Annotated in this window: 19 protein-coding genes; 3 read left to right on the forward strand and 16 right to left on the reverse strand. The window is 68.1% G+C overall.

Annotation, left to right across the window (positions count from 1 at the left end):
- Positions 1-16: 16 nt before the first annotated feature.
- The 5 genes from FFS09_RS22630 to FFS09_RS22650 form a co-directional block, all read right to left on the reverse strand.
- A complete protein-coding gene (locus FFS09_RS22630) occupies positions 17-1,084 on the reverse strand; it encodes a beta-keto acid cleavage family enzyme (RefSeq protein WP_137921198.1) in 1,068 nt (355 codons plus the stop codon).
- Positions 1,085-1,123: 39 nt separating this feature from the next.
- On the reverse strand, positions 1,124-2,032 hold the full coding sequence (locus tag FFS09_RS22635; protein ID WP_171020142.1) for a TauD/TfdA dioxygenase family protein: 909 nt from the start codon (positions 2,030-2,032) through the stop codon (positions 1,124-1,126).
- Between the two features lie 90 nt (positions 2,033-2,122).
- Complete coding sequence (locus FFS09_RS22640) at positions 2,123-2,959, reverse strand: SDR family NAD(P)-dependent oxidoreductase (RefSeq protein WP_137921199.1); 837 nt, start codon at positions 2,957-2,959, stop codon at positions 2,123-2,125.
- Complete coding sequence (locus FFS09_RS22645) at positions 2,956-3,921, reverse strand: Bug family tripartite tricarboxylate transporter substrate binding protein (protein WP_137921200.1); 966 nt, start codon at positions 3,919-3,921, stop codon at positions 2,956-2,958. Before FFS09_RS22645 ends, FFS09_RS22640 begins: the two co-directional genes overlap by 4 nt.
- Before the next feature lie 31 nt (positions 3,922-3,952).
- Positions 3,953-4,708, reverse strand: coding sequence for an SDR family NAD(P)-dependent oxidoreductase (locus FFS09_RS22650; RefSeq protein WP_137921201.1), 756 nt, complete (start codon positions 4,706-4,708; stop codon positions 3,953-3,955).
- Positions 4,709-4,820: 112 nt separating this feature from the next.
- Here FFS09_RS22650 and FFS09_RS22655 point away from each other — a divergent pair, with 112 nt between their 5' ends.
- Positions 4,821-5,603, forward strand: a complete 783-nt coding sequence (locus tag FFS09_RS22655; RefSeq protein ID WP_137921202.1) for an SDR family NAD(P)-dependent oxidoreductase — start codon at positions 4,821-4,823, stop codon at positions 5,601-5,603.
- Between the two features lie 22 nt (positions 5,604-5,625).
- Here the strand turns inward: FFS09_RS22655 and FFS09_RS22660 are convergent, their stop codons facing one another.
- Entirely contained in the window at positions 5,626-6,186 is a 561-nt protein-coding gene (locus tag FFS09_RS22660) for an RBBP9/YdeN family alpha/beta hydrolase (protein WP_212745146.1), read from the reverse strand.
- A 143-nt stretch (positions 6,187-6,329) separates the two neighbouring features.
- Here FFS09_RS22660 and FFS09_RS22665 point away from each other — a divergent pair, with 143 nt between their 5' ends.
- Entirely contained in the window at positions 6,330-7,430 is a 1,101-nt protein-coding gene (locus tag FFS09_RS22665; RefSeq protein ID WP_137921204.1) for a porin, read from the forward strand.
- 62 nt (positions 7,431-7,492) lie between these two features.
- On the opposite strand, the gene FFS09_RS22670 is transcribed toward FFS09_RS22665, so the two are convergent.
- The 4 genes from FFS09_RS22670 to FFS09_RS22685 all read right to left on the reverse strand — a co-directional run bounded on the left by FFS09_RS22670 (position 7,493) and on the right by FFS09_RS22685 (position 13,260).
- Positions 7,493-8,293 (reverse strand): SDR family NAD(P)-dependent oxidoreductase, encoded by an 801-nt coding sequence (locus tag FFS09_RS22670; RefSeq protein WP_137921205.1) that lies wholly within the window; start codon positions 8,291-8,293, stop codon positions 7,493-7,495.
- On the reverse strand, positions 8,290-9,309 hold the full coding sequence (locus FFS09_RS22675; RefSeq protein ID WP_137921206.1) for an NADP-dependent oxidoreductase: 1,020 nt from the start codon (positions 9,307-9,309) through the stop codon (positions 8,290-8,292). Before FFS09_RS22675 ends, FFS09_RS22670 begins: the two co-directional genes overlap by 4 nt.
- A gap of 15 nt (positions 9,310-9,324) precedes the next feature.
- The gene (locus FFS09_RS22680; protein WP_137921207.1) at positions 9,325-10,533 is read right to left on the reverse strand and encodes a serine hydrolase domain-containing protein; all 1,209 of its coding nucleotides are present in this window, start codon (positions 10,531-10,533) and stop codon (positions 9,325-9,327) included.
- A gap of 69 nt (positions 10,534-10,602) precedes the next feature.
- Positions 10,603-13,260, reverse strand: a complete 2,658-nt coding sequence (locus FFS09_RS22685) for a winged helix-turn-helix domain-containing protein (protein ID WP_137921208.1) — start codon at positions 13,258-13,260, stop codon at positions 10,603-10,605.
- A 199-nt stretch (positions 13,261-13,459) separates the two neighbouring features.
- Between FFS09_RS22685 and FFS09_RS22690 the strand changes: the two genes are divergently transcribed.
- Positions 13,460-14,119 carry a peroxiredoxin gene (locus FFS09_RS22690; protein WP_137921209.1) on the forward strand — a complete coding sequence of 220 codons (660 nt, stop codon included), beginning with the start codon at positions 13,460-13,462 and terminating at the stop codon, positions 14,117-14,119.
- 18 nt (positions 14,120-14,137) lie between these two features.
- Here FFS09_RS22690 and FFS09_RS22695 read toward each other — a convergent pair whose 3' ends face one another.
- The 6 genes from FFS09_RS22695 to gshA form a co-directional block, all read right to left on the reverse strand.
- Positions 14,138-14,395, reverse strand: a complete 258-nt coding sequence (locus FFS09_RS22695; protein WP_137921210.1) for a VF530 family protein — start codon at positions 14,393-14,395, stop codon at positions 14,138-14,140.
- The gene (gene gshB, locus FFS09_RS22700) at positions 14,392-15,339 is read right to left on the reverse strand and encodes a glutathione synthase (RefSeq protein ID WP_137921211.1); all 948 of its coding nucleotides are present in this window, start codon (positions 15,337-15,339) and stop codon (positions 14,392-14,394) included. The genes FFS09_RS22695 and gshB overlap by 4 nt, the downstream gene beginning before the upstream one ends.
- Before the next feature lie 12 nt (positions 15,340-15,351).
- The gene (locus FFS09_RS22705; RefSeq protein ID WP_137921212.1) at positions 15,352-16,539 is read right to left on the reverse strand and encodes a benzoate/H(+) symporter BenE family transporter; all 1,188 of its coding nucleotides are present in this window, start codon (positions 16,537-16,539) and stop codon (positions 15,352-15,354) included.
- A 69-nt stretch (positions 16,540-16,608) separates the two neighbouring features.
- A complete protein-coding gene (locus FFS09_RS22710) occupies positions 16,609-18,375 on the reverse strand; it encodes a ShlB/FhaC/HecB family hemolysin secretion/activation protein (RefSeq protein ID WP_137921213.1) in 1,767 nt (588 codons plus the stop codon).
- A 155-nt stretch (positions 18,376-18,530) separates the two neighbouring features.
- Positions 18,531-20,402 (reverse strand): potassium transporter Kup, encoded by a 1,872-nt coding sequence (locus FFS09_RS22715; RefSeq protein WP_137921214.1) that lies wholly within the window; start codon positions 20,400-20,402, stop codon positions 18,531-18,533.
- A 133-nt stretch (positions 20,403-20,535) separates the two neighbouring features.
- A complete protein-coding gene (gene gshA / locus FFS09_RS22720) occupies positions 20,536-21,828 on the reverse strand; it encodes a glutamate--cysteine ligase (protein ID WP_137921216.1) in 1,293 nt (430 codons plus the stop codon).
- Between the last annotated feature and the right edge of the window lie 7 nt (positions 21,829-21,835).

The raw sequence follows: 21,835 nt of genomic DNA on the forward strand, positions 1-21,835 counted from the left end.
TCCGGGTCGTGCCGGCTCAGGCCGTGGCCAATGCGTGCTGCGTGAAGCCGCGCTGCCCGCCCTTGCGGTTGGGCGCGAAGCCGTTCTTCGCGAGCGTCTCGTCGGCGCTGTTGTAGAACTCGCCGATGCGGTAGATCTTGCGCGCTTCCTGGCAGTTGGCCACTTCGCGGCCGACCTCGCGGCTGATGCGCACGAGCTGCTCGATCTGCTTGATCGAACCCATCTTTTCCTTGCGGTCCTGGGTCCAGAGGTTGTCTTCGATGCCGCAACGCACATGCAGGCCCATCGCGATCGCCATCAGGTTGATCGGCAGCACGTTGAGCATGGAGGACTCCAGCGTCAGCACCGCGCCATCGGGCACGGCGCGCACGAAGTTGGCGAGGTTGTAGATGTTGGGCGCGTCGAAGCCGCCGCCGATGCTGATCCAGGTGAGGATGAAGGGCACGTTGCAGACGCCCCGGCGCATCATGCGTTCCACCGTCTCCAGCTGCGTGATGTTCGCAAGCTGGAAATGCGGCTGGATGCCGGCGGCCGAGAGGCGACGGATGTGCTCCTCCAGCCAGCCCGGGCCGGCCGGTATGGTCATCTCGCGGTACGCCTGGTACAGCTCGGGCTGGGCGATGGTGGTGCCGCGCAGGTCGGCCTCGACCATCTGTTCCACGATGTTCATCTGGTTGGAGTTCACCGCCACCGTCACCTGGTCGGGCGCGGGGCTCAGGTCGGCCAGCATGTGGCGCGCATCGTCGGACATCCACTTCGCTTCTTCGCCTTCGTTCTCCGGCGCGAAGCTGATGGAGCCGCCGACCTGGATGACCAGATCGGGCACGCGGGCACGGATGCCGGCGATCAGTTCATTGAACTTGGACATGCGTTTGGAACCATGGCCGTCCATCTCGCGCACGTGCAGGTGCAGCACGGTGGCGCCAGCGTTGTAGCAGTCCACCGCCTTCTGGATCTGGTCTTCCATCCGCACGGGGATGTCCTCGGGGAAGTCCTGCGGCATCCACTCCGGGCCGTACGGGGCCACGGTGATGACGAGCTTGTCCTGGTTCTCGGGAATGAGGGATCCGTCCTGGAAATTCATGGTGGGTTCCTTGGGTCTTGTGTTGGTGTGACAGGGATTTCAGAAAGGCGCGTCGCCGACGATCGTGGCGCGCTCCATGCGGCGGTGGCACGGGGGGTAGTCCATCACCGCGTAGTGCTGGGTGCAGCGGTTGTCCCACATGGCCACGCTGTTCAGTTGCCAGCGAAAGCGCACCTGGTACTCGGGAATGAAGGCCTGGCTTTGCAGGTAGCGCAGCAACTCGGAGCCACCGTGCGTCATGTCCTGGCCATAGCGCACGTGGCGGGTGATGTGGAAGTCGGTGAAGTGGGTCGTGAAGGCGTTGACGAAAAGCACCTTCTCGCCCGTCTCGGGGTGTGTGCGCACGACCGGGTGCTCGGCATCCGGGAACTGCGCGTGCAGCGCGTGGCGCTTCTCGATCGGCATCGCAGCGCCGAAGCTGGCTTCGATGCTGTGGCGTGCGTGCAGCTCGGCGATCTGCTCCTGGACCTGCGCCGGCAGCTTCTCGTAGGCCAGCGCCATGTTCGCCCACATGGTGTCGCCGCCCACCGGTGGGCAGGCCACGCAGCGCAGCACCGCGGCCATCGGTGGCTTCTCGCGCCAGGTGGCGTCGCAGTGCCAGGCGTTCTCGTAGCGGTCGGCGGGCGCCTCGGGCGATTTGTAGATGCGGATCAGGCCCGGATGGTCGGGGTCGCTGCCGGTCATCGGGTGGTCCTCCAGCTCGCCGAAGTGGCGAGAGAAGGCCACGTGGTCCGAACGCTCGATGTCCTGATCGCGAAAGAACAGGACCTTGTGGGCCAGCAGCAGGGCGCGGATCTCGGCGGCCAGGCCGGCGTCGCGCGCGGCGGCGGCCAGACTCACGTTGCGCACTTCCGCGCCGATGGAGCAGGTGAGCTGTTCCACCTTCAGGGACCGGGTCAGCGAATCGGTCTTGATCACCGCAGGCGCCGTCTGGATCATCGTCGTCATCTGGATTTCCTTCATGCTGAATCGATTGCTGGGTCGAAGCTTAGGAGACAGATCGGGCGGCGTTCCCCCCGACGTCGGGGGGGATGGCCGTCAGATCACATAACCGCCGTTGGGGCTCAGGACCTGTCCCACGAAGTAGTGGTCCTTGCCCGCCAGGTAGACAGCGAGGCGGGCGTACTGGTCCGCATCGGCGAAGCGGCCGAGCGGCACGAGCTGGAACAGGCTGGCCCGCTGCTCTTCGGTGGCACCCGCGAGGTAGGCGAGCATGGGCGGCGTGTTGACGCCGCCGCAAGCGATCGCATTGACCTGGATGTTGGCGCCGGCCACGTCGAACGCGGTGGTCTGCGTGAGGCTGATCACCGCCGCCTTGGTGGCCGAGTAACCCGGGCTGTGCATGCTGCCCGCGCCCAGGCCCGCCACCGAAGCGATGTTGACGATCCGGCCGGCGCGCTGCCGCTCCATGAAGCGCAGCGCGGCACGGGTGCAGTAGAAAACGCCATGCACGTTGACGCCCCACCACTTGTGCCAGTCCGCGTCGCTGAGCGACGCCGTGACGCCGAGCGACTGGCGCGGCATCGGCGTCGTGCGGTAGGCGTAGTGCGCCTTGCGCAGCGACTCTTCGGCGGGCGAGCTGGGCACGAGGCCGGCGTTGTTGACGAGGATGTCGACGCTGCCGAAACGCTGGCCGGCCTGCTCGAACATCGCGTCGACCGCCGCGGCATCGCTCACGTCGCAAGGCACGGCCAGCACCTCGGTGCCGCTCGCTTCCAGCGATTTCCGCGTGTCCTCCAGCGTGGCCGGGTTGATGTCGCACACCACCAGCCGGGCGCCGGCATCGGCCAGCGCCTGCACGATCGCGCGGCCCAGCCCCTGTCCGCCGCCGGTGACCACCGCCACCTGCCCGGAGAGACTCTGCGCGTGCGTCATGGCGTGACGTTGAACTTCTTGACCGTGATCGCGTTGCGATCGAACTCGGCGCGCACGGACTGCGCCAGCGCGGCGAGCCCTTGTGGCGGCAGCATCTCGAAACCGAGCTGCACCAGCTTGTCGCGCACGGCGGGCGCCTCGGCGGCCTTCTGGATGGCGCGGCTCATGCTCTCGGCCTGTGCCTCGCTCAGCTTGCCCGACGCCACCACGCCGAACCAGTTCGTGTAGTCGAGTTCCGGCCGGCCCAGTTCAATAAAGGTGGGCACTTGGGGCAGGCTGGGGTGGCGGGTGCTGCCGCCCACGCCATACGCGCGCAGCTTGCCGGCCGCCACCATCGGCGGGGAGGCGATCACGTTGTCGAACATCACGGTGACCTGGCCACCCATCACCTGGGCCAGGGCCGGTGGCGAGCCGGCGAAGGGCACGTGCTGCAAGTCCAGCCCGGATGCCGCGGCCAGATAGAGGCCTGCATAGTGCGACGACGTACCGGCGCTGTGCGACGCGTAGCTGTACTTGGCGGGCGTGGCCTTGAGGTACGCCACCAGGCTCGCGAAGTCGGTGGCCGGCACCGCCGTGCCGCTCACGAGCAGGTTGCGCACGCGCCCCACGGCGTAGATCGGCCGCACATCCTTCAGCGGATCGAAGCTGGTCTTGATGACGTGCGGCACTTCCGTCAGCACGTTGCTGGCGGTGACCATCAGCGTCTGGCCGTCGGCCGGGGCATTGAGCATGGTGTTGATGCCGATGCCACCGCCCGCGCCGGGCCGGTTGTCGACGATCACGGGCTGCCCGATGTCCTTGGCGAGCTGCTCGCCCACCACGCGGGCCATCACGTCCATGACGCCACCGGCGGGCGCCGGCACCACGATCCGGACGGGCTTGTCGGTCCAGGCCGAGGCCATGGACGCGGCGCAGGACAGCAGGGCGGCGCAGAGGACTGCTCGCGCGGTGGGGAATGTCATCTTGTTGATCACAGTTGTCTCCTGGTGATTTTCAAATCGGGCGTCGACCCAGGCCGAAGCTCTGGGCGGTCGGCCCGCGCGGGGGTTGCGTGGCGAGGAACAGCGCCAGCGGCACCACGTCCTCGGGCTGTTTGAGCCATTCCTGCTGCAGGGCGGGATTGGCCTGGAGGTGGCTTTGCGCCACCGCCGTGGCGGTCATGGCGGTGTCCACGGGCCCTGGAATCAATTCGTTCACGTCGATCTGGTGCGGCGCCAGCTCCTGCGCCAGCACGCGCGTGAGCATCCACAGGCCGGCCTTGGCGCAAGCGTAGTCGGAGATGCCGGGCTGGCCCGTGTGGCCCAGTCCGGAACCGATCATGATCACCTTGCCGCCGCCGGCCGCCTTGAGGCCCGGGATGGCGGCCCTGGCGCACAGATAGGCGCCGAACAGGTTGACGTCCAGCGTCTGGCGCCAGCGCTGCGCGTCGCTCGCTTCGACGCTCGCGCCTTCCGCAGCCACACCGGCATTGAGGACCACGATGTCCAGGCGTCCAAAGGCCTCGAGACAGGACGCCACCATGCGGTCCACGTCGGTTTCCTGCGTGACATCGACGGCGGCGGCCATGGCCTGGCCGCCAGTGGCGCGGATGTCATCGGCCAGCGCGACCACGTCGGATTCGGTGCGGCCGGCGCAGCACACGGCGGCACCCGCCCGGGCATAGGCCAGCGCGATGGCGCGGCCAATGCCCTTGCCCGCGCCGGTGACGAGGGCGACCCGGCCTTGCAGGGAGTTGTCGCTGGGGTGCATGGGATGTCGGGGCAGTGGTTGGACAGGCCCACATTGAAGATCGCCCCCCATGATTTCTCCCCCCTCTTGAAGGAGGGGGAGACCCCCGATGGGGCCGTGCTCTACTGCGATCATGGATCTCCAGCTGAACAACGAACACGTCCTCATCACCGGCGGCAGCCGGGGCATCGGCCTGGCCTGCGCCCGCGCCTTCCTGAAGGAAGGGTGCCGCGTGACCCTGGCGGCCCGTGGTGCCGAACGCCTGGCGCAGGCGCGCGACGAACTGCAGCCCGGCGATATCGCCGTGTATGCGGCCGACCTGTCGAATGCCGCGTCGGCACTTGCGATGGTCGAACGCGTGGAGGCCGAGCGCGGCCCGGTCGGTGTGCTGGTGAATTCGGCCGGTGCGCCCAAGCGCACACCCGCGCACGAGCTGACCCCGGCCGACTGGGAAGACGCGATGCGCGCCAAATTCCTGCCCACCCTGCATGTGATGTCGCCGCTGGTGCAGCGCATGGGCGCGCGCGGCCGGGGCGCGATCGTCAATGTCATCGGGGTGGGCGGCAAGGTGCCGAGCGCGCTCAACCTGCCCGGTGGCGCGGCCAATGCGGCCCTGATGCTGGCCACCGCGGGCCTCGCCGCCGCCTGGGGCCCGAAGGGTGTTCGCATCAACGCGGTGAACCCCGCCATGACGCGCACCGAACTGCTCGATGACTACCTGGACGCCAGGGCCCGCGCGCAAGGCAGCACACCCGAGGTGGTGTTGCAGGAGATGGCGGCGGCGCTCCCCCTGCGGCGCCCGGCGCAGCCGGAGGAAGTGGCCGACGCGGTGGTCTGGCTCGCGTCGCCCCGCGCCTCCTACGTCTCGGGGTCCATCCTGTCCGTGGACGGCGCCACCGCCGCGATGGTGGTCTGAGGCCGAGCTTCTTCGCCGATGATCAGGCGGGCGACGACAGCGTCTTGATGAGGTCGTGCGCCCCCGGCCAGGGACCGAATCCCGACGCGGGGTTCAGGTGCCCCACCTCGCCCAGGTCCACCAGCGCGCTGCCCCAGTCCTCGGCGAGTTCGGTGGCACGCGCGTAGCGCGCCAGCGGGTCGTTGCGGCTCGCGGCCACCGTGCTGCGAAAGGGCAGCCGTTTGCGCGGCACGGGCAGCCAGCCACCGGCGCGCAACTGGTCCAGCGTGGGATAGCCCTGGGGCATGGGTGACTCGAAATCCGGCGGCGCGGCCAGCAACGCACCCTGGACCCGCACGCGCGTCTGCAAGGCCCAATGTGCCACCATCACGACGCCGCCGCTGTGGGCCACGATCACGATGGGGCCTTCGATCGCCGCGGCCACTTGCTCGATCGCGGCCACGCGTTTCGCGCAATCCAGGTCGTCGCGGCCCATGGGGGGCACGGCGCGCACGCGCGGCAATTCTTTCTCCAGCAGGGTCTGCCAGTGCTGCTCGGTGTGGTCTCGCAGCCCGGGCACGATGAGGATGGTCGGTGGTGTCATGAGGGTCTCCATGGAACCCGAGCTTAGGGAAACCACCCCTCCCCCTCCCCCCTCTCGAAGAGTGGGCGCGTTCGCGGCTGCCGTTTCTAAATTCGGCGGGGCTCATTGCCACAACCACCACCCCCTACCGGAGACACGCCCCCATGAAACGAACCTTCACCGCGGCCGCGGCCGCCCTGGCCTGCGCATCGGCCTTCTCACAGACGTCCTCGGTCACGCTCTACGGCGTGATGGACATCGGCTACACCCGTGCCAGCGGCGACGTCTCCACCTGGAGTGGCCTTGCGTCCGGCCGCAACATGAGCTCGCGCATCGGCCTGCGCGGCAGCGAAGACCTGGGTGGCGGCTTGAAGGCGAACTTCACGCTCGAAGCCGACCTGCTGGCCGACACCGGCACGGGCGTCACCACGCCACTGCCCGGCTGGTCTTCCACCGACAACAAGACCAGCGCGGCCAACGACGGCATGCAGTTCAACCGCATCTCCACCGTGGGCCTGTCCGGCTCGTTCGGCGAAGTGACCTTCGGCCGCTACTACACGCCGACCTTCCTGGTGGACGCCACCTACGACCCGTTCGGCCAGAACGGCGTGGGCATCAGCCTGTTGACGGGCACCTCGGTGTTCTACGTGCCCGTTGGCAGTGTGAACCACCTGCGCGCGTCCAACATGATCCTGTACACCATGCCCAACATGAGCGGCTTCACGGGCATGGTGGGCTACGCACCGAGCGAAGCCGCCAGCGGCCAGCCGAAGGACGGCGCGCACGCGAGCTTCAAGGTCGGCTATGCCAATGCATCGGGCTCGGTGGACTTCGCCACCGGCCGCACCACGCTGGCGTCCATCGGCGATCTGAAGACGACCAGCCTCGGCGCTTCCTACAACTTCGGCGTGGTCCGCGCGATGTTCGAGGCGAGCGAGGACCGGCTGGGCGCCGCGGGCGCGAACGGCCGCAAGCGGGGCGTCCTGATCGGCGGGCAGGTACCGATCGGCCTCGGCCAGATCCGCTTCTCGCTGGCGCGCGTCAACAAGACATCCGACACCATCACCGAGGGCCGCGTGCGCCAGGCGTCGATCGGTTACGTGCACAACCTGTCGAGGCGCACGGCGGTGTTCGGGACCTACTCGATGGTCAGCAACTCGAACTACGTGAACGCGGGTGCGTCGGGCTACAGCGTCGGCAGCGCGGGCGTCACCCCCAACGGCCGCGTGAAGGCGTTCGACATCGGCATCCGCCACATTTTCTGATCGCACCCCGCCCATGAAAAAACCTCGGTCTCGCGACCGAGGTTTTTTTTATGCCGTGCGAATCAGGCAGGCACGCGAGCGATCGCGTCGAGGATGCGTTCCGAGCGCCGGCGCACGCCGTCGGCCATGCGTGTGGGCGTGAAGACATAGAAGTCGTCGCGCTCGATCGCGTCGAGCACCAGCGTGGCGACGGTCTCGGGGGCGGTGCCGGCGGCGATGCTGTCGCGCAGGAGGGCCGAGGCCCGATCGGAACGCGCCGCAATCCCGGTGGCCACCGGGCCGGGGCACAGCACGGACACGCCCACCGGCGTCCCGGCCAGTTCGTGCTCGAGCGCTTCCGAGATCGCGACGACGGCGAACTTCGTGGCGGCATAGGCACCCATGGCCGCGTCGGCGTGGACCCAGAAGCCCGCGCCGGACGCGGTGTTGACGACCTGCGCCCGCCCGCCATGGCGGCGCAGCAGCGGCAGAAAGTGGCGCAGGCCGTGCACGACGCCGAACACGTTGACACCGAAACCGCGCTGCCACTCCGCCAGGCTCAGCGCGTCGAGGCGGCCGCTGAGATCGATGCCGGCGTTGTTGAAGAGCAGGTGGACGGGGCCGAGCGCCACATCGAATGCGGCGGCGGCGGCGCGCACGTCCTCGTCATCGGACACGTCCACCCGGCGGGCGATCACACGCCGTCCGGTGGCGGCGAGCTCGGCGCGCGCGGCTTCGAGCGCATCCGTGTCAATGTCCGCGATCGCCAGATCCACACCGCGCGCCGCCAGCGCGCGGGCCAGGGCCAGGCCGATGCCCGACGCAGCGCCGGTGATGATGGCTGCACGGCCCTGCCATCCCAGGGGCGACCGGTGCGCGCTCACAGCGACGGCTCCGGCGCGACACGCACGAGCTGCTTGCCCACGTTGGCGCCCGCGAACAAGCGGTTGAGGCCTTCGGGCGCACGCTCGATGCCGTCGACGATGTCGACCTCGTAGCGGATCTCGCCGGCCTTCACCCATTCGGCGAGTTGGGCGACGCCCTCGTCGAACCGGGGCAGGTAGTCCGCGATCAGGAAGCCTTCGATGCGGGCCCGCTTCATGATCACGTTGCGGAACATGCGTGGACTCCACCAGTCGCCCGTGGCGTTGTAGGTGGAGATCATGCCGCACAGGGCGAGGCGCGCGCCCACGTTGATGAGGGCCAGCACGGCGTCCATCACCTCGCCGCCCACGTTCTCGAAGTCCACGTCGATGCCTTGCGGGCAGGCGGCACGCAGGGCCTCCAGCACGTTGCCCTGCTTGTAGTCCACGCAGGCATCCAGGCGCAGCTCGTCGAGCACATAGCGGGACTTGCGTTCGCCGCCCGCGATGCCGACCACGCGGCAGCCGTGCAGCTTCGCAATCTGCGAGGCGATCGAGCCGACGCCGCCGGCCGCGGCCGACACCACTACCGTCTCACCGGCGCGCGGCCGGGCGATGTCGGTCATGCCGAAGTAGGCGGTCAGGCCCGAGCTGCCGAGCACGCTGGCGTAGGCATGCAGCGGCAGGCCGTGCTGCAGGGGCACGCGGCGTGCGTGGCGAACGATGGAGTACTCCTGCCAGGCCATCGGGCCTTCGACCACGTCGCCTGCGCGGAACGCGGGATTGCCCGACTCGACCACGACGCCCATGGTCATGCCGCGCATGGGCTCGCCCAACCCGACCGGTGCCATGTACTGATCGATATCGCTCATCCACACGCGGTTGGTGGGCGCGATCATGAGGTAGATGTTGCGCACCAGCAGCTCGCCCTCGCCCGGGGTGGGCATGGGCGCATCGACCAGCTCCAGGTCGTCGTTGCGCAGGTCACCCTCGGGGCGGCGGCGCAAAATCCAGGTCCGGTTCTTCAAGGCTTGCATGTCGTTTTCTCGTGGTCAGTGTTGAGGGTCCAACGCGCGGTACACCGCGTGTCGAAGCATCGTGCGGTAGCGCGCCCGCACGTCGATATCGTTTTCCTGCAGCATCAGCACGGCGACGAGCTGCTCTTTCGGGTCGGCCCAGAAGTAGGTGCCGAGTGCGCCGCCCCAGAAGAAGTCGCCCACCGAGCCCGGCACCGGTGACAGGCCGTCCTGGCAGCGCAGGCCGACACCGAGGCCATGGCCCTGGCCCATCTCGGGCAGGGGCGCATTGATGCCGAGCCCGCGCGTCGATGTGCCGAAGGCGATGCCGGCGGGCAGGTGGTCGCTCAGCATCAAGGCGACGGAACGCGGCGATAGCACGGTGGCGCCGTCGAGTGCGCCGCCCTGCAGCAGCATGCGGCAGAAGCGCTCGTAATCCGAGGCGCAGGACAGCAGACCGGCGCCGCCGGAACACCACGTGGGCGGGGATGCCGGGTCGTATTCGAACAGCACGGTGGTCGGTGTGCGGGGCCGGGCCAGGCCCGCGCCGGGCACCACGAAGCCAGTGCGCGCCATGCCCAGCGGGCGCGTGATGCGCTCGGCCACGACATCGCCGAGCGCCTGGCCCGACACGACTTCGATGACGCGACCGAGCACGTCAGTGGACATGCCGTACTCGAATGCGGCACCCGGCTGGCTTTGCAGCGGCAGCCGCGCAAGCTTGCGCACCATCTCCGCGTTGGTCTGCGACGGCGCCATCACGTCGGCCTCGCGGTAGAGCCGCTGCACGAGCGAGTCGCCGAACATGCCGTAGGTGAAGCCGGCGGTGTGGCGCAGCAGGTCGAGCACCGTCATGGCACGGCGGGGTGGCTGCAGCACCAGGCGGCGCGATGCGCCCTCGCCGACCTCCACACCCACCTGCACGTCCGCGAGTTCCGGCAGGTAATGCGCCACCGCATCGTCCAGCGACAGGCGCCCGTCCTCCACCAGTGACAGCGCGGCCGCCGCGACGATGGGGCGCGTCATGGCGGCGATGCGGAACACCGAGTCGGGTTGCATCGCCCGCGACCCGTGCTCGACGCCGACGGCCTCGTGCAGAACGGTTCGGCCGCGCACCGAGACCAGCACCACCGCGCCGGGGATCGCGCCGCGGGCGACATCGTCGCGCAGCGCTCCCACAAAGCCGTCGAGCGGCCCGCCATCGAATCCGGATTGCGCCGAGGCGGCCATCGTGTCTGCTTGCATGGCGCAAGAGTATGTCGAGGCCCTGAAGGCCAGCCCCCTCCCGTCAGGGGGGCCCTGCTGCCGAAGCCGCTACGCCGCCTCGGCCAGCAAGCCCAGGATGCGCGCGCGGGACACGACCTGCTTGCGCGTGCCCGCGTCCAGCTTCGCGAACAGGTTCTTCACGTGCCACTTGATGGTTTCCTCGCCCACCTGCAACGCCAGGGCGATCTCCTTGTTGGAGAGGTTGCGCGACAACAGCTCCAGCACTTCGCGCTCCTTGGGCGTCAGTGCCATGCTGGGGGTGACGCGCAGCGCGCCGACGGGCGCCGCGCGCACGGGCAAGGCCACCGTTGCGGACATGGGCGCCGCCTGGCTCGACACCTGGCGGACCCACTCACCCAGCGCGGGGTGGGCATCCGCGAACACGCGCTGCAGGCCCAGCGCGCGAGCCAGGTCAAGCGCTTCGCGCAGCAGCGGCTGCGCGTGCTCACCGCTGCGGTCCAGCGCGAAGGCGCGCAAGCCCAGCAGCTCCAGCCGCAACCGGCCCATGCGGTGTTCGATCGCGCCGGCCTCGGCGCGCGCGAGCGGCCCCAGCGCGCCGCGCCAGTCCTGCGCGGCGATGCAGGCGTACCCATGCGCGAGGTCCTGCAAGGCCCGCACGGTGCGCTGCCAGATCGGGCCCTGGGGCATCGCGGGATCCGCCATCTGGGCGTCCAGGCGCTGGCACAGTTCGCGGCAGGTTTCAGCGTGAAAGTGCCGGGCATGGATGCGGGCCTGCTCGGTGAGGCTGGCGATGCGCAGCCGCGGCAGGCGGCGCGACAGCCCGACGGCATCGAGCGCCTCCAGCAGCTCCACCGCCCGGTGCTCGGACCCCGTGGCCGCGGCCATTCGGGCCAGTGTGCGAAAGGCCAGCAGCACGCATTCCGGCAAAGCGCCGCGTTCGATCACGTCCAGCCGGTTCGCCAGCAACGTGGCCGCCTCTTCCGACTGGTCGCGTTCCCACAAGGCGGCTGCCAGAACGGCGGCGAGCATCGAGGCAAAGGAGCTGCGCCGACCCAGATCGCCCTCGGCGGCGGCCAACGCGGGGCGCAGCAGCTTCTCCGCGAGCATCACCTGGCCTTCGCGCAAGTAACTGAGCCCGACGATCAACTCGCCCCATCGCTCCAGGTACACCGACGGGCCGCGCGGGGCGTGCTGCAGCTGCAGGCGCGCCAGCGCCGGCTCGCCGTCGATCAAGGCGCGAAACGCCGTGCGGTTGGCGTGCACCTGCAGCAGCATCGGGTCCGCGGAGGGCGGCGGTGCGCCGCTCCAGGGGTCGTGCAACTCGGCGAAACGGTCCAGGCTGTCGGCGAAGTTCGCCGCGCCGCCGAGGATCAGTGAGCACTCCCAGCGCAACGCTTCGTCGACCTGCGGCTGCGCGAGGATGCGCGACACCAGACGCTTGGCTTCCTCATGGCGCTCGCTCACGGCCAGCGACCAGGCCGCCGCCAGCAGGAACCGGGGTCGGCGATCCAGTTCGTCGGCCGGCATCCACGCCAGCCAGTCCAGCACCACGCTGGCGCGGCCCTGGGCCATCAACGCACCGTACAGGCTGCGCTCGGCAAGCGCATAGGCCTTCTGTTGCTGGCCGGCCGCGAGGGCATGGCGCGCGCCCGCGTCGACCATGCCATGTTCCGACAGCCAGTCCGCGGCGACCGCATGCACCCCGATGCGCACCGCCTCGTCCAGTTGATCGAACCGCTGCCGCAACGCCTCGCGGGCCAGGGAATGCATGCGCACCCACTCGCTCTGTTCGCCCGTCACGAAGATCGGCGTGTCGCGCGCCAGGCGAAGCAACCGCGCGCGGGTCTGCGCGCCGGGCAGGAGCGCTTCGCACAGCCCGGGATGCAACGGGTCCACGGCCGATATGCGGGTGAGGAAGTCCAGGTCGGCCGGGTCAAGGTTGCGCAGCAGGAAGCCGACGAACTGCTCCCGCAATGCGCCGCCATGCAGGTCGAGGTGCGGCAGCGGCGTGCCCCCACCGGCCGATTCCATCACGGACAGCGCCAACTGCAGGCCGAGCGGCCAGCCCTCGGCCATTTCATGCAGCCGCGCCGCGTCGTCCGGGTCGAACCTGGCGCCACTGCGCGCGCGCACCAGGTCCAGCGTCTCCTCGACGGTAAAGCGCAGCTGCGCCGCACCCACGGACACGCATTGCCCGTAGGCCACCAGGTCCTGCAGGCCCAGATCGCAGTCGCTGCGCGCCGCGATCACGCAACGCAGGTTGGCAGGCGCGTTGCGCACCAGGTAGGCCAGCGACTCGCGAGAGGCCGGGGGCAAGTGATCGGCTTCGTCGACCACCAGCACCACATCGAGCGCACTTTGCGCGACTTCGGCCAGCCAGATCGTGATGGCCTCCAGGCCCGAAGGCGCCGTCGAATTGAGCAGCACGTGGCCGAAGGTCGGGCGCCCTGCGCCCACGCGCACGGCCAGGCACAGGCTGTCGACCAACCGGCGCGGTTCGTCCTGGCTCTGCGCAGACAACCAGGCGACGACGGCTCCCCGCGACAGATATTCGCGGCGCCACTGCGCCAGCAGGGACGTCTTGCCGAAGCCCGCGGGCGCCTGCACGACGATGGCCGGCCGGTCGAGAAAGGCGGGGTGTTGTGCCAGCAGCCCACCGCGGGCCACCAGGTGCGGTGGCACGCGCGGCGGTGTCACTTTCAGCAGCAGGTCGTTGGCGGCAAGGGTGGGTTCGGGCGGGCGCATGGGTTGTCCTCGCGCAATGGTAGCGCCACCGCCGGCGCGACCGCCCGACGCCAGAACGCACGCCAAAGGCCGACAACGGCTGCTGGTGCAGCGCAGCGCTGAAGTCTCCCTCTGGCCGGCTGTGTAACCTTTCTCACCGACACGGTCTTTCTTTCTGCGGACACTGTGGGCTCCCACATCCACCGCACAGGAGCCCGCCATGTCCCTTCGCATCAACGACACCGCACCGAACTTCAGCGCCCAGACCACCCAGGGCCAGATCGATTTCCACACCTGGATCGGCGACCAGTGGGCGGTCCTCTTCTCGCACCCCAAGGATTTCACGCCGGTGTGCACCACCGAGCTGGGCTACATGGCGCGCATCGAACCCGAGTTCACCAAACGCAATGCCAAGCTGATCGGTCTCTCCGTCGACCCGGTGGACAGCCATGGCAAGTGGGTGGCCGATATCGAAGAAACCCAGGGCGCGAAGGTCAAGTACCCGATGATCGGCGACACCGACCTCAACGTGGCCAAGCTCTACAACATGCTGCCCGCCGAGGAGCCCGGCACCGCCGAAGGCCGCACCGCCGCCACCAACGCCACCGTGCGCTCGGTCTTCATCATCGGCCCGGACAAGAAGATCAAGCTGATGCTGACCTACCCCATGACCACGGGCCGCAACTTCGACGAGATCCTGCGCGTGCTCGACTCGATGCAGCTCACCGCGAAGCACAAGGTGGCCACACCGGTGAACTGGCAACAGGGGCAGGACGTGATCATCGCGGGCTCGGTGTCGGACGAGGACGCGAAGACAATGTTCCCCGGCGGCTGGACGGCGCCCAAGCCCTACCTGCGCATCGTCAAGCAACCGGGCTGAGCCACGGCGGGCCGGGCTCTACGAGCCCCGACCCGCGCGCCGTTCCTCGCGCAGCATGAAGAGGTAAAGCCCTTCCACCTTCTCGCGCGCCCACGGCGTCTTGCGCAGAAAGCGCAGGCTGGACGGGATGCTGGGGTCGATGTTGAAGCAACGCACCGGGATGCGCTCGCCCAGGCCATCCCAGCCGTAGTGGTCCACCAGGGCGGTGAGGATCGCCTCCAGCGTGAGGCCGTGCAACGGGTTGCGCGGCTGTTCCTTGGGCGCCTGGTCGTTCACTTGAGCGCCGCCTCCAGCGCGTCCACGAACATCGCCGGCACGTCGAAGCCGGTCTGCTGCTGGATCTCCTGAAAGCAGGTCGGGCTGGTGACGTTGATCTCGGTCACCTTGTCGCCGATCATGTCCAGCCCCACGAGCAGCAGGCCACGCGCGGCCAGTGTGGGCGCAATCGCCTCTGCCACTTTGCGGTCCACGTCGCTGAGCGGCTGCGCCACGCCTTTGCCGCCAGCCGCCAGGTTGCCGCGCACCTCGCTGCCCTGCGGAATGCGCGCCAGCACGAAGGGCGCGACCTTGCCGCCGATGAGCAGCAGGCGCTTGTCGCCCAACACGATCTCGGGCAAATAGCGCTGCACCATCACGCTGGTGGCACCGCCCTGGTTGAGCGTCTCGATGATGGAGCCGAGGTTCATGCCGTCCGACCCGACGCGGAAGATGCCCATGCCGCCCATGCCATCGAGCGGCTTCAGGATGATGTCCTTGTGCTCGGCATGGAAGGCGCGAATGGCCTCGGCCTGGCGCGTCACCAGCGTGGCCGGCGCGAACTGCGCGAACTCCATCAGCGCGAGCTTCTCGGGGTGGTCGCGCAGCGCGCGCGGGCTGTTGAACACGCGCGCGCCTTCGCGTTCGGCCTGCTCCAGCAGGTGCGTGGCGTAGAAGAACTCGCTGTCGAACGGCGGGTCCTTGCGCATCAGCACCGCGTCGAAGGTGTGCAGCGGCTCGCGGCCTTCTTTCGTCACGGTGAACCACGCATCGGCGTCACCCGTGAGCGTGACGTGGCGCACCTGTGCCGTCACCGGCTGGCCGCCCTGCCATTGCAGGTGCTCGGGCTCGCAGGCCGCGAGCGTGTGGCCGCGCTTCTGCAGCTCGCGCATCATGGCGAAGGTGGTGTCCTTGTAGATCTTGAAGGCTTCAAGCGGATCGGCAACGACGAGGATTTTTTTCATGGAATGCATGGTTTAAGGCTTGGGCTTCGCGGCGAAAGCGTACTGTTGCACAAACAGCGCGACAGCGCCGGCGACCACGCCCCAGAAGGCCGAGCCGATGCCGCCGATGACCACGCCGCTGAGCGTGACGAGGAAGGTGATGAGTGCCGCCTCGCGGTGCGTGTCGTCGCGCAACGCGGCGTGCAGGCCGCCACCGATGCTGCCGAGCAAGGCGATGCCGGCGATGGCCATCACCAGTTCGCGCGGGAAGGCGATCAGCAAACCGGTGATGGCCGCGCCGAACAGGCCGATCAACACATAGATGCCACCACACACCACGGCGGCGGTGTAGCGCTTCTTCGGGTCGGCGTGCGCTTCGGGGCCCATGCAGATGGCGGCGGTGATGGCGCTGAGGTTGAGCGCGAAGGCACCGAAGGGCGAGAGCACCAACGTGGCCAGGCCGCTGATGGTGATGATTTTCGAAATCGGCATGTCGTAGCCGGCCGCGCGGATCGCCGCCACGCCCGGCAGGTTCTGCGAAGCCATCGTCACCACGAACAGCGGCAACGCGAGACTGGTGAACGCAGCGATGCTGAAGGCCGGCATGGTGAACACCGGCATGGCGAGCTCGAACGTTACCGCAGCACCGTTGAACTGGCCGCGCGCCACCACGTAGACGATCGATGCCAGCAAGGTCAGCGGCACGGCGTAGCGCGGCGCGAGCCGCCGGCCGAGCAAGTAAGTCAGCAGCATGATCACCACCAGGGGCAGTGCGGTCTGTGCGGCGGCAAAGGCCTGCAGGCCGAAGCGCGCGAGCACACCGGCCAGCAGGGCCGAAGCGATCGCCATGGGAATGCGGTTCATCACGCGCTCGAACCAACCGGTGGCGCCCACCAGCACGATCAGCGCGGCACTGATGAGAAACGCGCCGACCGCGTCCGCCATGGTGAAGCCACCCGCCAGCCCAGCCGTGGCCAGCACCGCGGCGCCGGGCGTGCTCCAGGCCACCATGACCGGCTGGCGCCACACCAGCGAGGGAATGGCCGAACACAGGCCCATGCCCAGGCCGAGCGCCCACATCCAGGAGGTGATGTGTGCCGGCGTGGCGCCAAAGGCCTGCGCGGCCTGGAAGACGATGGCCACCGAACTGGTGAAGCCCACCAGCACGGCGACGAAGCCGGCGGTGGCGGCGGAGAGGTTGACGTCGCGGAAAAATGACATCCGGCGATTGTGCCGGGGCGTTGGCTTGCCGCTGCGGGGCAGCGGATGGAAGCCCTTGATGACGTCAGGTCAGAAGCCCGCGGCGAGCCAGAAGCCCAAGGTCATATGGGCGGTGCGAAACCCCTCGGGTTGGCGCAGCGGCCAACCGGCAAAAACTTCGTATTGCAGGGGGCCCATGCCGCCGCGCAGGCCGAGCACCGCGCCCGTGAGCCGTTTGCCCACCAGGAAGTCGGCCGACGGGCCATCGACCTCACCGTGGTCCACCCCGATGAAGACGCTGTGCCCGCCCCCGCCCAAGGGCATGGCGACTTCGTTGCGCAGGAGCCAGCCGCGCTCCGCGCTCAGGCTGGATACGCCATCGAAGCCGCGCACGCTGTAACGCCCACCGATGGCGAAGCGTTCTTGCGGGGACAGGGGCGTGCGGTTGACCTGCCCGCGCCATTGGCCGATGTAGCGCCCGGTTTGTGCGCCCAGGCGCAAGGGCTGCTGCCAGCGGGCGTCTGCCTGCACCAGCGCGAAGCGCGACGTGCCTTCGCCAAAGGCCTCTTCGGGCGCGCGCAGCGCGCCAAACGCGCCGGTGCCGCGCCGGTAGCTCAGGCCCAGGTCGAGCGTGCCGTCACCGAGGAAGGTGCGGTGCTCGACGCCGAGTTGCCAGCCGCCCACCTGGCGGCGCTGCACCTCGACCTCGGTGTCGTCGATGAAGTTGCGCGACTGGCGCGCGAAGCCCTGGAGTTGCAGGGTCGTCGCGTGGGTGGCATCGCGGCGCAGCAGGCGCGAGAGGGTGAGGGTTTGCGAAGCACTGTGGCCGCGGTAGACGTAGTCTTGCGAGAGCCCAGCCACGCTTTGCAAATAGCGGTGCTCGCTGAGGTCCAGGGCCAGCCGGTGATGGCCCCAGGGCACGGAATAGTGCAGCGAGTGGCCGTTCGTGCCGCGCCGGCCCGGATCGCCACCGCCCAGGTCGCCTTGCACGCCAACGTAGAACAGGTCGTTGAGTCCGAACGGACTGTCCAGGCTGAGGGTGACGCTGCCCTGGTATCTGCCCGTGCTGCGTGCGCCACTGTCGTCGACGCTCAGGTTCAAGCGCAGCGGCAGGCGCTGGCTCCAGCGGATGACCAGGTCGCTTTCGCCGAGTTCCCCGACCGATTCGATCTGGATGTCCGCCTCGGCGGTGGGCACGCGCTTGAAGTTCTCCAGCGCCTGTTCGATGTCGCGCAGGTTGAGCACGTCGCCGGGGCGTGCGGGCAAGGCGCTTTTCCACGACGGCGCGCGGACCGCTGAAGGGTCGACAAAGCGGATGTGCCGAATGCGCCCGGGGATGGCGGTGAACACGAGTCGACCTTGGCCCAGGTCCTGGGTGTCGACCAGCATGCGGCTGGTGACGAAGCCGCGTTCCATCAGGGCGCTTTGCGCGCGCTGCGCCACCACGCCGAGCCCTTCCCCACCGAGGCAGCGGTGCAAGGGGCCATCCTGGCCGTCGGGGCCACCGAGTTCGTCCAGCACCCAGGCAAAGCGCTGGGCATCCGGGCCGCGCAACTGGAGCTCACGGGCCACGAAGCAAGGCGTTTCGCCCTGGGGCAGACGGGCCGCCGGTGCGGCGGGCGGCGCATCGGGCCGCACGTCGCGTGGTGGCAGGCTCAGGTCGCGCTGCTGGGCATCGCGCTCTTGCGCGCGGCGCTGCTCGGTGATGTCCCGCTCAAGGTCGCGCTGCTGCTCGGTGGGGTCTCGCGCCACCTGGCCAGCCACCGGGCCGATCCACAACGCACTGCACAACACGCTCGCCAGAACTTGAAACGCGACGGTGCCGCGCGCTGGCCTGCCGGCCTTCTTCCACGCCATGGGACTTCCTCTCCAGAAACAGGTGTATCGAACTCAAACCAAAGGCCGCGGATTCTCTGCGGCAAATGGCCTGAAATCAATACTTTATTTCTATTATTTTTGAGGAAAATCCCGATCCTGTTACTACAAACGTGGTCTATCTGTCGACGAAGCGCCTAAATCTCGACTTTCGAGCCCAGCTCGATCACCGCGTTGCTCGGCAGGTTCAGGAACTCGGCGGCCGCGCTGGCGTTGTGGTGCATCTGCGCAAACAGCTTTTCGCGCCAGGGCGCCATGCCGCTGCCGATGGTGGGCACGACCACGTCACGCGAAAGGAAATAGCTGGTGGTCATGGTGCCGACCTCACAGCCGCGCCCGCGCATGGCCGACAGCGCCTCGGGCAGGTCCTGGTCGTTCTTGAAGCCGTAGTTCACGATGACCTGCCAGCAATCGTGCCCCAGGGCCTCGATCTCCAGGCGCTTGTTCAGGCCGATCCACGGCACCTCATGGGCGCGCACCGTGACGAACAGGTTCTGCTCGTGCAGCACCTTGTTGTGCTTGAGGTTGTGCAGCATGGCGTTGGGCACGGTGCCGATATCGGCGGTGAGGAACACCGCCGTGCCTTCGACGCGCGCGGGCGGCGCGATGAAGATGGCGTCGAGGAAGGCATTGAGCTCGATGGATTCGGCGTGCTGTTTCTCGTGCATGAGCGCGCGCCCCTGCTTCCACGTCATCATGAGCGTGAACACCGCGCCACCGATGAGCAGCGGGAACCAGCCGCCCGCAAAGAGCTTGAGCAGGTTGGAGCTGAAGAAGGCCACGTCGATCACGAAGAAGAAACCCGTAGCGGCGATGCACAAGCCCAGCGGGTACTTCCAGCTGTAGCGGATGACGAAGAAGGTGAGCACCGTCGTGATGAGCATGTCCAGCGTGACCGCGATGCCATAGGCGGCCGCGAGGTTGCTGGACGACTTGAACATGACCACCGCGAGGACGATGGCGGTGAACAGGCCCCAGTTGACGAAGGGCATGTAGATCTGGCCGGTGTGCCGCACGCTGGTGTGCAGGATCTTCAAGCGCGGCAGGTAACCGAGCTGGATGGCCTGCTTGGTCACGCTGAAGGCGCCGGTGATCAAGGCCTGCGAGGCGATCACCGCGGCCATGGTGGCCAGCCCCACGAGCGGCAGCAACATCCACTCGGGCGCCATGTTGAAGAACGGGTTCTTCACCGCCGCGGGGTCGGCCAGCAGCAAGGCGCCTTGCCCGAAGTAGTTCAGCGTGAGGCAGGGCATGACGATCAGGAACCAGGCCAGGCGGATCGGCCGCTTGCCGAAGTGGCCGAGATCGGCGTACAGCGCTTCGGCGCCCGTGACGCACAGCACGACCGCGCCCAGGATGATGAAGGCGGTGCCAGGGAACAGCCACATGAAGCGCAGCGCGTGCCAGGGGTTGAGCGCACCGAGGATTTCGGGGTGGCCCACGATCTGCGCCACGCCGAGCGCTGCGATCGTAAGAAACCAGATGAGCGTGATCGGGCCAAAGAAGCGCCCGATGCCACTGGTGCCGCGCTTTTGCACGGCGAACAGCACGAACAGCACCAGCAAGGTAATGGGCACGACGTAGTGCCGGAAGTGCGGCGAGATCACCTCCAGGCCTTCGACCGCCGAGAGCACCGAGATGGCGGGGGTGATGACGCCGTCGCCATAGAACAGCGAGGCGCCGAAGATGCCGATGGCCAGCAAGGTCTGGCGCAGCGCGGGCCGGTCTTTCACGGCACTGGAGGCCAGCGCCAGCATGGCGATCAAGCCACCTTCGCCGTTGTTGTCGGCGCGCAGCACGAGCACGACGTACTTGAGCGAGACGATGACGGTCAGGGTCCAGAACAGGATGGACAGGATGCCGTAGACGTTCGCGTGGGTGAACGGGACGTGGCCGGAGCCAAAGATCTCTTTGACGGCGTACAGCACGCTGGTGCCGATATCGCCATAGACCACGCCGATGGCGCCGAGGGTGAGCGCCGCAAGTGACGATTTGGTAGCTGCTGACACAAAACAAACCCCGGCCTGTCGGCGCGGGGTTCAGTTGTCGAGGGAACGCGATTTTGCGCCCGCCACGGGCACCTTGTCTGTGGGCTCAGCAACCTAAACGGATGCGCTCGTGCAAATGTTGCACCGCAGCAACTTACTCGTAGACCTCGGCGTCGGGGTCGGTGGCTTCGAGTTCGTAGCTGGCCGCCAGCATGGCCAGTCGGCCGATCACGCCGTACATGTAGAAACGGTTGGGCACGCTCGCGCCGGGCTTCACGCCGGGCTGCGGCAGTTGCGCGCTCTGCTCGAAGGCCAGCGGTACGTAGCTGGAGCCGGGGGCGTTGAGGTTCTCGTCCACACCGCGGGTGGCGTGCACGCGGTAGAAGCCGCCGACCACGTAGCGGTCCATCATGTAGACCACGGGCTCGGCCACCGCGCTGTTGATGCGCTCGTTGGTCAGCACGCCTTCCTGGATGATGACCTCGCTCACCGCCTGGCCACCCTGCGCCACGGCCATGCGCTCCTTGGTTTGGGGCGACAACGCATCGAGATCCTTGGCGTCGCGCACGGTCAGGATGCCCATGCCGCCGGTGCCGTTGTCGGCCTTGATGACCACGAACGGCTTTTCGTTGATGCCGTATTCCTTGTACTTGCGGCGGATCTTGCCCAGCAGCGCATCGGCATTGCTGCGCACGCACTCCAGCCCGGCGTCTTCGTTGAAGTTGACGTGGCCGCATTGGCTGAACATCGGGTTGATGAGCCAGTGGTCCATGCCCAGCAGCTTGCCAAAGCGCTTGGACACTTCCTCGTACGCCTTGAAATGCAGGCTCTTGCGCCGCGTGGGCCAGCCGCCGTGCAGCGGCGGCAGCAGGTACTGCTCGTGCAGGTCCTCGAGGATGCCGGGCACGCCCGCACTCAGGTCGTTGTTGAGCAGGATGGTGCAGGGGTCGAAGTTCTTCAGACCCAGGCGGCGCTTGCCGCGAATCAGCGGCTCCAGCACCACCTTGTCACCGCCGGGCAGCTCGATGGTGGTGGGGCCCTTGATGTCGTTGGAGAGCGAGCCCAGGCGCACGTTGAGCCCGGCCATGTAGAAGATGCGCTGCAGCTGTGCCAGGTTGCTAAGGTAGAAGGTGTCGGTGGTGCTCTCGGGCACCAGCAGCAGGTTCTTCGCTTCGGGGCAGATTTTCTCGATCGCGGCCATGGCCGCCTGCACCGCCAGCGGCAGCATCTCGGGCGTGAGGTGGTTCCAGCCGCCGGGATACAGATTCGTGTCCACCGGCGCCAGTTTGAAGCCTGCATTGCGCACGTCCACCGAGGTGTAGAACGGCGGCGTGTGCTCCATCCACTCCAGCCGGAACCAGCGCTCGATCACCGGGGTGGACTCGAGGATGCGCTGCTCGAGCTCGTTGATGGGGCCGGTCAGGGCGGTGACGAGGTGCGGGACCATAGGGGGG

Source organism: Hydrogenophaga sp. 2FB, assembly GCF_005503365.1.
Lineage (GTDB): Bacteria > Pseudomonadota > Gammaproteobacteria > Burkholderiales > Burkholderiaceae_C > Hydrogenophaga.